The 12219-nt window shown below is 71.4% G+C and carries 12 protein-coding genes; 7 read left to right on the top strand and 5 right to left on the bottom strand.

Annotated features, from left to right (window positions below):
• Positions 1–113: 113 nt before the first annotated feature.
• Complete coding sequence (locus ACMXN5_RS06525) at positions 114–1433, bottom strand: ammonium transporter (RefSeq protein WP_439674438.1); 1320 nt, start codon at positions 1431–1433, stop codon at positions 114–116.
• 190 nt (positions 1434–1623) lie between these two features.
• Positions 1624–2517, bottom strand: coding sequence for an IclR family transcriptional regulator (locus ACMXN5_RS06520; protein WP_439674437.1), 894 nt, complete (start codon positions 2515–2517; stop codon positions 1624–1626).
• 143 nt (positions 2518–2660) lie between these two features.
• Here ACMXN5_RS06520 and ACMXN5_RS06515 point away from each other — a divergent pair, with 143 nt between their 5' ends.
• The 4 genes from ACMXN5_RS06515 to ACMXN5_RS06500 all read left to right on the top strand — a co-directional run bounded on the left by ACMXN5_RS06515 (position 2661) and on the right by ACMXN5_RS06500 (position 8007).
• Positions 2661–3773, top strand: a complete 1113-nt coding sequence (locus ACMXN5_RS06515) for an LLM class flavin-dependent oxidoreductase (RefSeq protein ID WP_439674436.1) — start codon at positions 2661–2663, stop codon at positions 3771–3773.
• A gap of 38 nt (positions 3774–3811) precedes the next feature.
• On the top strand, positions 3812–5425 hold the full coding sequence (locus tag ACMXN5_RS06510; RefSeq protein WP_439674435.1) for an alpha/beta hydrolase: 1614 nt from the start codon (positions 3812–3814) through the stop codon (positions 5423–5425).
• Positions 5426–5510: 85 nt separating this feature from the next.
• Complete coding sequence (locus ACMXN5_RS06505) at positions 5511–7448, top strand: exonuclease domain-containing protein (RefSeq protein WP_439674434.1); 1938 nt, start codon at positions 5511–5513, stop codon at positions 7446–7448.
• Positions 7449–7572: 124 nt separating this feature from the next.
• Entirely contained in the window at positions 7573–8007 is a 435-nt protein-coding gene (locus tag ACMXN5_RS06500) for an SRPBCC family protein (RefSeq protein ID WP_395785921.1), read from the top strand.
• Between the two features lie 95 nt (positions 8008–8102).
• On the opposite strand, the gene ACMXN5_RS06495 is transcribed toward ACMXN5_RS06500, so the two are convergent.
• Positions 8103–8822: a M50 family metallopeptidase gene (locus ACMXN5_RS06495; protein ID WP_380038843.1), complete on the bottom strand. Its 720-nt coding sequence runs from the start codon at positions 8820–8822 to the stop codon at positions 8103–8105.
• A gap of 133 nt (positions 8823–8955) precedes the next feature.
• Positions 8956–10014 (bottom strand): FHA domain-containing protein, encoded by a 1059-nt coding sequence (locus ACMXN5_RS06490; protein WP_439674433.1) that lies wholly within the window; start codon positions 10012–10014, stop codon positions 8956–8958.
• Positions 10015–10192: 178 nt separating this feature from the next.
• Between ACMXN5_RS06490 and ACMXN5_RS06485 the strand changes: the two genes are divergently transcribed.
• Genes ACMXN5_RS06485 through ACMXN5_RS06475 form a run of 3 tightly spaced genes read left to right on the top strand, consistent with a single transcriptional unit; the run spans position 10193 to position 11200 of the window.
• Positions 10193–10519 (top strand): PadR family transcriptional regulator, encoded by a 327-nt coding sequence (locus ACMXN5_RS06485; RefSeq protein WP_439674432.1) that lies wholly within the window; start codon positions 10193–10195, stop codon positions 10517–10519.
• On the top strand, positions 10516–10872 hold the full coding sequence (locus ACMXN5_RS06480) for a DUF1048 domain-containing protein (protein WP_439674431.1): 357 nt from the start codon (positions 10516–10518) through the stop codon (positions 10870–10872). The genes ACMXN5_RS06485 and ACMXN5_RS06480 overlap by 4 nt, the downstream gene beginning before the upstream one ends.
• A gap of 1 nt (position 10873) precedes the next feature.
• Positions 10874–11200 (top strand): DUF1048 domain-containing protein, encoded by a 327-nt coding sequence (locus tag ACMXN5_RS06475; protein ID WP_439674430.1) that lies wholly within the window; start codon positions 10874–10876, stop codon positions 11198–11200.
• Between the two features lie 98 nt (positions 11201–11298).
• On the opposite strand, the gene ACMXN5_RS06470 is transcribed toward ACMXN5_RS06475, so the two are convergent.
• A complete protein-coding gene (locus ACMXN5_RS06470) occupies positions 11299–11820 on the bottom strand; it encodes an RICIN domain-containing protein (protein WP_439674429.1) in 522 nt (173 codons plus the stop codon).
• Between the last annotated feature and the right edge of the window lie 399 nt (positions 11821–12219).

The raw sequence follows: 12219 nt of genomic DNA, 5'->3' as shown, positions 1-12219 counted from the left end.
CGTCGGCGCCGCGCAACGACCGGGTGCCGTGCCCGAAGGTGCCGGTGCGCGACCCGGACCCGCCATCGACGGCCGGCCGGATCCGCGGGGCGGCCTCGGGGTCGGGGCCGGGGTCAGTCCAGTTCCTCCGCCGGCTTCGGGGTCGGGTGCCAGGTCGGGCCGGGGGTGCGCTTGGTGCCGGCGAAGGCGGTCAGGTCGTAGGCGCTCTCGGCGTGTACGGCCAGGTCCAAGCCCTGTTGTTCGTGGTCGGCGTGGGCGCGGAAGCCGATGGTGCGGTCGATCACCTTGGCGATCGTGTACGTCACGCCGAAGGAGAACGCGGAGACCACCACGATCGCGACCAACTGCTTGCCGAGCAGCGCCGTGCCGCCGCCGTGCAGCAGGCCCGCCGGTCCGCCCGTGACGTCCTTCGCCGCGAACAGGCCGATCAGCAGCGTCCCGACCACGCCGCCGACGTAGTGCACGCCGACCACGTCCAGCGAGTCGTCGTAGCCGAAGCGGTGCTTCCAGCCGACCGCGAAGCTGCACAGGACGCCCGCCACGAGGCCGATCACCATCGCGCCCGGCAGGTCCACCACACCGCACGCCGGGGTGATCGCGACCAGGCCCGCGACCGCGCCGGAGGCCGCGCCGAGGGTGGTGGCGTGTCCGTCCCGGCGCTTTTCCACCGCGAGCCAGCCGATCAGAGCGGTACATCCGGCCGCCTGCGTGTTCACCAGCGCCTGCGCGGCCAGCCCGTTGGCGCCGAGCGCGGAGCCGCCGTTGAAGCCGAACCACCCGAACCACAGCAGCCCCGCGCCCAGCACCACCAGCGGCAGGTTGTGCGGCCGCATCGGATCCCGCTTGAAGCCGATCCGCGGGCCGAGCACCAGCGCTACCGCCATGCCCGCCGCGCCGCAGTTGATCTCCACCACCAGGCCGCCCGCGAAGTCGAGCGCGCCGAGCCGATGCGCGATCCAGCCGTCGGGGCCCCAGACCCAGTGCGCGAGCGGGACGTACACGCAGGTCACCCACACGGCGCAGAAGAGCACCCACGCCTTGAACCGGGTCCGGTCCGCGATCGCCCCCGAGATCAGCGCCACCGTCAGGATCGCGAAGGTCAGCTGGAAGGCCATGAACAGCAGTTCGGGCACCGTGCCGTGCAGGTCGGCGGGCTTGGTGCCGGCCATGAACACGCTGCCGAGGTCGCCGAGCAGACCGCCGCCCACGTCGCCGCCGAAGGCCAGGCTGTAGCCGAAGGCGATCCACACGACGGTCACCACCGCGATCGCCACGAAGCTCATCATCAGCATGTTCAGCACGCTCTTGGCCCGCACCATGCCGCCGTAGAAGATCGCCAGGGCGGGGGTCATCAGCAGCACGAGCGCGGTGGCCACAAGCAGCCACGCGGTGTCTCCGGCGTTCAGGGCGTCGGGGGCGACGGCGACGGTCATGCGGCTCCCTCATGGGCCTGATGGGGTTTCAGGTCAGGGTGCGCAGCGCGGGTTTCCTGGCGTATACCTCGGTGTTACGCGCGGGTTAAGTAACCGGCCGTGTGTTACGCGTGCATTGCCCGATGGTGAGCGGGCGTGCACGGGGTGAGCGTCCCGACATGCCGGTGAAACACGAATGGCCGACCCGGCTTCACTCCGGCGCCCGCCCGCCCGAGCGCCGCGTGACCAGCCGGGCCACCGCCCCCAGCCGCTCGCCGTAGTCGCCCACCCGACGGCCCGTCACGGCCTTCAGGCCGTTGAGCGTGAGGGCGACCGCGACCCGGCCGGCGGCGTCGAAGACCGGGGCGACCAGGGTCGAGATGTCGTAGACGGTGTCCGGGTCGACCGCGATCAGCTCGTACTCCTCCTCGCCGAGCGCCGCGACCAGTTCGGCCAGCCGGTCGCGCAGCAGCGGCGCCTCGCGGGGATGTTCGGCCATCCGCTCCAGCGTGTCGCCGATCCGGGTCCGGGTCGGGCTGTCCAGGGTGATCGAGTAGCCGCGCTCGCGGACCGCGCCGAGCGTGGCGGGCAGGTGGATTTGGGCCGTGCCGCGCACCCGCTCGTCGAGCCGGTCCAGCCAGGCGTCCACCTCCGCCGGCGTGGACCAGGCGTGGAAGACCTGCCCGAGCGGCGGCACCATGCGCAGCCGCTGCCCCACCCGGACGTCGGCGGACGCCAGTTGCGGCCGGCCCTCCACGGCCAGGATCACCACCTCGTCGCCGATCGCCACACTCGCCACCAGCTCGGTGTCGAACTCGCCCGCCAGCGCACGCAGTTCGGCCCGAGCCAGGTCCACCGCCCGGTTGCCGCGCAGCGCCGCGTCACCCAGCGCGATCGGCGCCGGCCCCAGCTCGTACGTCTTGCGGCGCGGATGCCGCACCAGGTAGCCGCCGTCCTCCAACGCCTGGAGCACGGAGAGCGCGGAGGCGAGGTTGATGCCGAGCGCGGTGTGCAGCTCGGACAGCGTGTACGCCTGCCCCGGGTGGGCGGCGAAGAAGTTCAGGATCTCCACCGCGCGACCGGCGGCGAGGGCGGGACGAACCATGAGGACGACTCTCCGACCCGGCGGGCATCTTGTGGCCGATACCTCGCGGGGCCACACTCGGCAACACGAAATACGGGATTCGGAAACACTTTTCAATATATCGAAAACTATCGCCCCTGAACCCCGACCCCGGGAGTCGCCCCATGAAGCTCGACGTGCTCTATGAAGTGGACGTGCCGCGCCCCTGGCCCGGCGAACACCCGCACGGCCAGCGGCGCGCCGAGCGGCGTGCCTACCGCGAGGCGGTGGAGCAGATCCGGCTGGCCGACCGCATGGGGTTCCACACCGTCTGGGCGGTCGAGCACCACTTCCGCGAGGGCCGCTCGCACATGCCGGCATCCGAGGTCTTCCTCGGCCACCTCGCCGGCCTCACCGAGCGCATCCGGATGGGCTTCGGCGTCACCCTCACCCCGTTCGGCTTCACCCCGCCGCAGCGGATCGCGGAGAAGGTGGCCACCGTGGACATCCTGTCCGGCGGCCGGGTGGAGTGGGGGACGGGACGCTCCACGCCGATGGAGCAGACCGCCTTCGGCGTGGACATCGCCCGCTCCCGCGACGACTGGCGGGAGGCGATCGAGATCGTCACCGGCATGTGGCGCGAGGAGTACTTCGAGTACGCGTCGGAGCGGTTCACCTTCCCGCGCCGGATGGTCACCCCCAAGCCGTTCCAGGACCCGCACCCGCCGTGCTGGATGGCCGCCACCTCGCAGGGCTCGGCGGAGATCGCCGGTCGGTACGGCCTGGGCATGTTGTCCTTCTCGATCATGCAGCCGCTGGAGACGATGGCCGCCCAGGTGGCCGCCTACCGCGCGGCGGCGGCCGACCCCACACCGCTGACGGACGTGACCACGAACAAGGTCGCCGCGTACACGCTCGTGCACACCACCGCCGGCAAGCGGGTGGATCGCCGGGTCTGGGACTCGGTCGCGTGGTGGTACAAGAACCTGGCCATGTTCACCCTGGAATGGGAACTGCCGCACCTGACCCCGGAGGAGCGGGACCGCACCTTCCCGCTCCTGAAGCCGCTGTTCGAGGGCGAGGTCCCGGTGGACACCTTCGACGCCGCCGACATGATCGTGATCGGCGACGTGGACACCTGCGTACGCAAGCTCAAGCGCTACGCGGACCTGGGCGTGGACGAACTGATCTGCTACGTCCAGTGGGGCTTCCTGGAGCACCGGGAGATCATGCGCACCCTCGAAATCCTCGGCAAAGAGGTCATTCCGGAACTGGAGAAATACCGACCAAACAAATAGTGGGCGGATGTGGTCGGTTGCTGATAGTTCTTGGCGCCGTGAGCACCTCCATATTCGTGTCGCGAGCGCGACGCATCATCCCCGCCGGTCTCGTCCTGGCCCTGGCCGTCGGCTGCGGCGGGTCCGGCGGCGGGTCCGAGCGCAAGGCCGAGTCCAAGGCCGAGTCCAAGACCCGGCCGCCGGCCACCGGCGCCCCCGCGCCCGCCGGAACCACCCCGCCGACGGCCACGCCGATCGGGGCGGACGACCCGGCGCTGAAGGAGTTCTACGGTCGGCAACTCGCCTGGGCCAAGTGCCCGGACGACAAGCTCACCAAGGCCGACGAGGGCATGCTCGAATGCGCGAAGCTGCGCGTGCCGCTGGACTACGCGAATCCCGCCGCCGAGACGATCGAGCTCCAGGCGTACCGCAGGAAGGCCACGGGAGAGCGGCTGGGGATCCTCGCGGTCGACCCCGGCGGCCCGGGGTCGGGGGTACAGGGCACGACGGCGACCTTCGCGCAACGCCCGGCGCTGGGCGAGCGCTACGACATCGTCGGGATCGACCCGCGCGGGACCGGCGGCAGCAACCCGGTGACCTGCGTCGACGACGCGGGCACGGACCGGTACAAGGGCCTCGACCCGACGCCGGACGATCCGGCCGAACTGGAGCGGATCACCGCCTACTTCAAGGAGTTCGCCGACGGCTGCACCGCGCGCAGCGGCAAGATGCTCGCGCACCTGGGCACCGAGGACGTGGTCCGCGATCTCGACGTGCTGCGCGGGGTGCTGGGCGAGGACAAGCTCAACTACTTCGGCTACTCCTACGGCACCTTCCTGGGCGCCGTGTACCTGGAGAAGTTCCCCACGCACAGCGGCCGGATGGTGCTGGACGCGCCGATGGACCCGGCCCTGGACCGGGTCGCGATGGCGCGCAGCCAGGCGCAGGGCTTCGAGCGGACCTTCCGGGCCTTCCTGACCGACTGCCTCAAGCAACCGGACTGCCCGCTCGCCAGCACCGCGGACGAGGCCACGAGCAAACTGGCCGATCGACTGCACCAGTTGGGCCGCACACCCCTGACGACCGCCCAGGGCCGTACGATCGGCGAGGGCGAGGTCGTCAACGCGATCTCCCAGGGCATCTACAGCGACCGGTTCTGGAAAGACCTGCGCGTCACACTGCGCGCCTACCTCGGCGACGACGCGGCCAAGGCCGCCGCGGAGACCGACCTGTGGCTCGGGCGGGACCGCAACGGCGCCTACCCCCGCGACCACACCGCGGCCAACCTCACCATCAACTGCGCCGACGGGCGGTCGTTGACCATCGCCGAGGCCGACCGACTGGCCCGTGAAGTGGCGGCCACGATGCCGATCACCGGACCCGGAACGGCCTGGTCGTTCGCCGCCGACTGCCGGCCCGCCGGGACCGACCGGGCCCGGCCGATCCAGGCGCCGGGCGCGCCGCCGGTGCTGGTGATCGGCTCCACCGGGGATCCGGCGACGCCGTACGAGCAGGCGCAGGCACTCACGCCGCAATTGCCGGGCGCGGTGCTGCTCACCCGTGAGGCCGACGGGCACGGGTCGTACAACAAGGGCAACACGTGCGTCGACGGCGCGGTGGAGACGTATCTGGTCAAGGGCGAACTGCCCGCCGCCGGCACCCGCTGCCGCTGATCGCGACCCGGCTCGGGGGGCGGGACGCCAATCACGATTGCGGCTCTCGCCGCCCTGCCCTGGCCGCGCGTTGTACGGTCCGTGAGTGACAGTCACATCACTCGCGACGTGGCCCGTCGACTACCCGAGCGACTACGCGGTGGTCGACGTGGAGACCACGGGGCTGCGGAGTTCGGATCGCATCGTTTCGGTGGCCGTGGAAGTCCTGGATCGACACGGCACCGTCACCGATCGCTGGTCGACGCTGGTGGACCCCGGGCGGGATCCGGGACCGGTGCACATTCACGGGCTGACGACCGAACGGCTGGCCGGGGCACCGACGTTCGACCGCGTTGCGGAGGATCTGGCCGAGTATCTGGCCGGGCGGGTATTCGTCGCGCACAACGCGCCGTTCGACTGGCAGATGTTGACGTCGGAGTATCGGCGGCTCGGCACGGCGTGGCCGATGGAGCGCCGGTTGTGCACGATGGCGCTCGCCCGGCATCTGGAACTGCCGGTCGGCGACTACCGGTTGGCCACCCTCGCCGAGTATTACCGGGTTCGCCAACTGCGGGCGCACGACGCGGTGGACGACGTGCGGGTGCTCTCCGAGATCTTCCGGTACGGCCTGCACGAGGCGGCCGGCGCGGGCCTGCCGCTGCCGCTGACCGCGCCCGGCGACGAACCGGGGCAGCGCCGCGCGGCGGTCGCGCGCGCTCGCAGCGCGGAACGCGGCGCACCGGCCAAGGCGCCGTGTCCGTGGGTGAATCCGGGTCGGCTCGACCTCGGCGTCGGGCTGGTCCAGGGGATGCGCGTGGTGTTCACCGGCGAGACCGACCGGCCGCGCGACGCGTTGGAACTGCGCGCGACCGAGGCCGGGTTGTACGTCACCGGCTCGGTCAGCGGCAAGACGTCGGTCCTGGTCACCAACGACCCGCGGAGCGGCAGCGGCAAGAACCGCCGGGCGGCGCAGGCGGGGACGCCGGTGATCGACGAGGCGACGTTCGTCGAGCTGGTGGGCCGGGTGCGGCCCGGGACGGCCCGGGTCGGGGTGGTGCCGGCGCCGCGCGGGGAGGGTGCGCCGGTGGTGGACGCGGCCGGCCCGGCCGGGGTGGTGGTCCCGGCGCGGGCCGACACCGGCGCCGCGCTCGACGCGGCCCGAGCCGTGGGCGTTCCTGCCGAGGTCGTCGCCGTGCCGGATCCGGCCCAGGCCGCCGGCGCGCCCGATTCGCCCCGCGCCGGCGCCCGTACCGCCGTGCGCCAGGTCCTGGTCCTCCAGGGTCGCGACGAGCACCTGGACGGCGGCCGGGTCCGGCAGCTCGTCCTGGAGTCCGGGGCCCGGCTTCGGATCAACCTCACCTCGACCGTGGACACCGTGGTGGTGCTGCCCGGCGCGGCGGCCGACCCCCGGATCGCCCGGGCCGAGGCGTTCGGGGCGGTCTGTCTGACCGAGGCCGAGTGGTCCGCGTCGGTGTCCGGGACCCCGGCGGCGCCCGCGACGTCCGGGCGGCCGGACACCGGCCATCTGCCGCGCGGGGGCACGGTCGAGCTGCCCGGCGGCGCCAACCCCGGCCGGTGGACGCTGAACGCCTCGTGGGCCTGGGACCGCCCCGACGAGGAGATCGACATCGTGGCCTTCCTCCTCGACGAGAACGAACGGGTACGCGGCGACGCCGACTTCGTCTTCTGGAACCAGCCGGCCGCGCCGCTGGACCTGGTCGTCCTCGACGCGTCGGGGCCGGCCGAGCAGACGGTCACGCTCGAACTGGACGTGCTGCCGCGTGACGTACGTCGCGTCGTGATCGCCGCCGCCGTCGACGGGACCAGTACGTTCGACGCGGTCGGGCCGATCGAATTGGACGTCGCGCCGTTCCAGGGCACCGCGTTCCGCCGCTCGGTGCTCGACGCCGCGACGGTGGAACGGGTGCTGCTGCTCGGCACGTTCTACCGTCTGGGCACGGGCTGGAAGTTCCGTACCGAGGGCCAGGGCTACGAATTCGACCTCGCGGGCCTGGCCGGCTCCTTCGGCGTGGACATCGCGTAGAACCGGTCCGAGTCATCGACATGACGACCGTCCGACCGGCCGGTAACCGGAGTGCGATTCGGTCGCCGGGCGGTGGAGTGGTTTGCTTGACCCGGCCGACAGCAATCGAGGGCAAGGAGTGGTCATGGCGCAGGTCAGGGCAACCGCACACACGACTGTGGCGGCGGAACCGGAGGCGGTTTTCGCGGCCGTCGCGGATTACGCGGACGTGCGACCCAAGCTGCTCACCGAGCACTTCTCGGAGTACGACGTGCGCGAGGGCGGCAAGGGCGCCGGTACGGTCGCGCACTGGCGGCTGCAGGCCACCAGCAAGCGTTCGCGCGACTGCCTGGTGACGGTCACCGAACCGGCGCCCCTCACGCTGGTGGAGACCGACGCCAACTCGTCGATGGTCACCACGTGGACCGTCTCGTCCGCCGGCGCGGGCAGCCGGGTCGAGGTCGTCACGGTGTGGAACGGGGCCGGTGGCATCGGGGGCTTCTTCGAGAAGACCTTCGCGCCGGCCGGGCTGAAGCGGATCTACGACGGAGTCCTGGCGAAGCTGCCCGACGCGCTCTGACGAGCCGTAACGGGTCACGCGCAACGGAAGAGGCCGCCGGCCCCACCGCGAGGTGGGTGCCGGCGGCCTCGGCGCGTTCGGGCCGGCCGGCGGGATCAGGTGAGCAGGGAGCCCGCGCCGATGCCGAGGGCGGCGGCGGAGACCAGGCCGAAGAAGCCGACCCAGAACGCGCCCGGTATCCGGGTCAGATCGGCGAGTTGGTCCGCGTCCGACCACGGCGCCCGGCCCCGGCTGCGCATCTGCTGCAACTCCAGGACCGGACGTACGCCGGACACCAGCAGGAACCACACCAGCAGATAGGCGAACGCCGCCTGGATCCGGGCGCCGGCCAGCCACGAGATGGCGAAGATCACGCCGCCGGTGACCAGCAGTACCAGTGCGCCGAACACGTTGCGTATCGCGATCAACATCAGCGCGAGCAGCACCAGCGCCACCCACAACACCATGGTTATGTGCGCGCCCGCGAGCAGCGCCGCCCCGCCCGCGCCCAGGATCGACGGGGTGATGTAGCCGGCCATCGCGGTGAACACCATGCCCAGGCCGGTGGGTTTGCCCACCGACACGGTCACCCCGGAGGTGTCCGAGTGCAGCCGGATCCCGGACAGCCGGCGCCCCATCAGCAGCGCCACCATCGCGTGCCCGCCCTCGTGGGCGATCGTCACCACCGTGCGCAGCGGTCGCCAGGTCGGGCGGTACAGCACCACCGCGACCGCGACCGCCCCCGTCACCAACGCGAGCCAACTCGGCGGATCCGGCTGGGTCCCGACCACCCGGTCCCACATGTCCTGCAACGACACCGTGTCGACGTTGCTCACGCCGCCCCTCTCGTCCTACGTCCCGACCGCTGCCCCCGCCGCGAACGCTACCGTCCGCCGCGCACCCCCGATCGCCCGCGCACCGTCCCGTGACGCGACTGTCGCCGACCCGGGGCACGCCCGGGCCGGGCGGTCAGCCGCCGGCGCCGGCCGCTTCGGTCGCGGTGGCGATCCGGCGGTCGGCGACCTCCACCCGGACCCCGCCGCCGAGCACGAGCCGATCACGCGGGGCGAGGATCACCTCGGCGTCCGCGGCCAGTGGCCGGCCCGGCTCGTACGTCGCGCCGTTCCAGCGCTCCACCTCGGTGCCGTTGGCGGAGCCGAGATCGATCGCGACCACGTGCTCGCCGGCCCGCCCCGACGCCAGGCGAAGGAGTACGTGCTGTCGGCTCACGTAGCGCACCGCCTCGCCGAACCGGTGCCCCCGACCGCCCAGGTCGTAGCCGTTGTCGATGCGTCCCCGGCCGAGCACGAGGGTGTCGCCCACCTCCAGCGGAAGCCGCTCGATCGACGCACCGCCGGCATGGTCGGCCACCGCCACCTCGCGCGTCACCCGCCGCGCCCCCGCCGCCCGGAGCGCGCTCGCGCAGCCCGGACAGATCGCCCGCCCGCCGTCGTCCACGCGCGGCCACACCGGCAGCCGCCCGCTCCAGGTACGCGCGTACACACACGACCCCTCGGCGCAGCGCCACCGCGTGCGCACGATCTCCGGATGCCGCGCCGGGTCGGGATAGCGGTCGTCGACGTCCTCGGTGCGGGCGACCGTCGTCTCGGGCCGGATCCCGGCGGGCACGAAGCGCACGACCCCGTCCGCCTCCCGCCGCCAGTGGTGGAACCGCTCGGGATGCGCCTTGATCCACGGGTGTCGGCGGCGAAAGTCGAGGTAACGATCCCCGCTGAGCACATGCAGCCCGCCGGCTTCGGCCCGCTCCAGGATCACCGTGTCCGCGACCGGCACCAGACTCGCCTCACCGAGCCCGACAAGCCGCCGCAACGCGTGCGCGTCGGCCGGGCTCAGGGTGTACAACAACGCCCGGTCGGCCACGAGCTCGACCCGCGCGTCGGCCCCGTGGCGGGCCCGCCAAGCCGCCTTGGCGGCATCGACCCGAGCCAGAACCGCGCCCTCCGCGCCGGCCGGTTCCCACTCCTCGGAGTGACACACATCGGCCACATCCACGATCGCGTCCCACATACCGTCCCCCTGCTCGAACCCTGCCCCATTCCTATCCGAAACCCGCCCACCCCGCCGCGCCACACGCCGCCGTACGCACACGGTCGGCGGCCGGCGGTTGGCCTCGCCGCTACTCGGTGATACTTTGTAGTGGTACTCGGTGCCACTCAGTACCGGGGGCAGTCGAGGAGAACGCGCGATGGATGACCTGACGGAGATGTTGAAGGGCACGCTCGAAGGTTGCGTGCTCGAAATCATCGATGGCGAGGAAACGTACGGCTACGCCATCACCCGCCGGCTGAACGAACTCGGCTTCGCCGACGTCGTCGAGGGGACGGTGTACACCATCCTGCTGCGACTGGAGCGCAACGGCCTGGTCCAGGTGACGAAACGACCGTCCGGGGTCGGTCCGCCGCGCAAGTTCTACGCGCTCAACGACGCCGGACGCGAGCAACTCGCGAGGTTCTGGGCGAAATGGCAGTACGTCTCATCACGCATCGACAAGCTCAAGGAGGGCGGCGGATGAACTTCCGGGAGAAGGTCACCGGCAGCGATCTCACCAGGGAATGGAAGGCGTTCGAGGCCCGGGCCGAGGCTTTGCCGGACGACCACCGGGCGGCGTGGGAACACATCAAGGCCAACCTCGTCCCCTACGGGGACTTCACCGGCCGCAACCTGACGCCGATCCTCGACGGCGCGCTGGGGCTGCTCGAGGAATCGGCGGCGGACGGGCAGGGCGCCCACGAGGTGCTCGGCGACGACATCCCGGGCTTTTGCGCGGCCCTGGCCGGCGGCGAAGGGGCTCGTACCTATCGCGACCGATGGCGCGAGCAGTTGAACAGGAACGTCGCACGGAAACTGAGCCGGCTGGGAGGCTGACGTGAGCATCCGGGACATCATCGAGGGCAAGAAGCAGTGGCGGGCGCACATGGCCAGGGTCAAGGCGCTCCCGCCGGATTACCGCATCGTCTACAAGGAAATGCAGACGTACCTGTTCAAGGTCGGCCCGCTCGACCTGCCCGACGGCCCCCTGCTCCCGGGAATCGTCGACTTCTTCGAGGAGGGCGCCGCCACGGGCAAGGGAGTCCTCGAACTCATCGGCAACGACGTCGCCGCGTTCTGCGACGACCTGATCAAGGACTCCCCAACCCGCGCGGACGCCCTCCAGGAGTCCATCGGCCGGGAATCCGCCCCGTCCGAGAAGTAGCCCATGACCCGGCCCGTCTGAGCATCCCCCGCCGAGGCGGTTCGGCCCGGCGAGGGAGGCAGTCCTGGGTCGACGTGCCGACGTGCTGTTCCGCGTCGTCAGGGCTGCAGGTACCAGAAGTGGTCGTTCCAGGGGCCGCAGCCCCAGGTGATGGACTTCGTGCCCGGGAGCGTGCTGCCGCCCTGTATGCCCATGCAGTTGTAGTTCGAAGCGACCTTGAGCTGAAACTTGTCGCCCTCGGGAACGAAGGCCCACAGCTGGGACTGGTAGTTGGAAGCAGACTGCTCGGTCTCGCAGAGGGCGAGGAAGTTCGGGTTACCGGCAGTGGCGCCGGCGGTGATGCACCAGGCGGGATTCTCCGGGTGGCGCAGGCGGAGCCACATGACCATGTACATGCCGACCTCTTCGACCTGCCACGTGGTGTGACCGGAACCGCAGTCGACTTGGACGACGTTGTCCCATACCACCGGCGCCCCTCGTTCGGGTCCCAGGCACAAGCCGGTGCCCTGGTTCCTGATCTTCAGGGTGTACGTCCCGGCGTCGGCCGGCGGCGCGGCGACTGCGAACAGTGTTGCCAGTGCGACGGCGACGATCCGTAGCCCGCGGAAGGGCTTCCTCATGGGCGTGTCCTTGCCTCGGTTGACGTTCTTCGGATGGGAGAGCGACCAAGGTTGTGCCATGCACGGACTGCCCCCACGATGGGGCCAGGGCAGGTTATTGGGAGCCCGCGAAACAATCAATCGTCTCGCAGGCCGGGTGGGCGGCGAGGCGGACGCGTTGCGCTTGGGTGGGCCGCCGGGCAGCCACCGCACCGACATGAGGGCCAACGGCAACCGGATTCGCAAAGCTCAGTAGCCTTTGCGTATCCCGTCCCCCCGTCCTCGCCGCCGCACTGCCCACGTATGAACGCGCCGATTGCGAGCGGCTCGCCGACGCGGGGATCGCCCTGTCCGACGGCCTGGCCATGCGCCTGCTCTACACCCCCGACGCGCAGGGACGAACCGATCCCCGCCCTCGAC

The sequence above is a fragment of the Embleya australiensis genome (genome assembly GCF_051903075.1).
GTDB lineage: Bacteria > Actinomycetota > Actinomycetes > Streptomycetales > Streptomycetaceae > Embleya.
This window is presented reverse-complemented; position numbering and strand designations above follow the sequence as displayed.

Excerpts from the sequence above, each read along its gene's own strand:
- ACMXN5_RS06470 (WP_439674429.1), bottom strand. The coding sequence starts at position 11,820 with ATGAGGAAGCCCTTCCGCGGGCTACGGATCGTCGCCGTCGCACTGGCA.
- ACMXN5_RS06490 (WP_439674433.1), bottom strand. The coding sequence starts at position 10,014 with ATGTGGGACGCGATCGTGGATGTGGCCGATGTGTGTCACTCCGAGGAG.
- ACMXN5_RS06485 (WP_439674432.1), top strand. The coding sequence starts at position 10,193 with ATGGATGACCTGACGGAGATGTTGAAGGGCACGCTCGAAGGTTGCGTG.
- ACMXN5_RS06520 (WP_439674437.1), bottom strand. The coding sequence starts at position 2,517 with ATGGTTCGTCCCGCCCTCGCCGCCGGTCGCGCGGTGGAGATCCTGAAC.
- ACMXN5_RS06500 (WP_395785921.1), top strand. The coding sequence starts at position 7,573 with ATGGCGCAGGTCAGGGCAACCGCACACACGACTGTGGCGGCGGAACCG.
- ACMXN5_RS06515 (WP_439674436.1), top strand. The coding sequence starts at position 2,661 with ATGAAGCTCGACGTGCTCTATGAAGTGGACGTGCCGCGCCCCTGGCCC.
- ACMXN5_RS06480 (WP_439674431.1), top strand. The coding sequence starts at position 10,516 with ATGAACTTCCGGGAGAAGGTCACCGGCAGCGATCTCACCAGGGAATGG.
- ACMXN5_RS06525 (WP_439674438.1), bottom strand. The coding sequence starts at position 1,433 with ATGACCGTCGCCGTCGCCCCCGACGCCCTGAACGCCGGAGACACCGCG.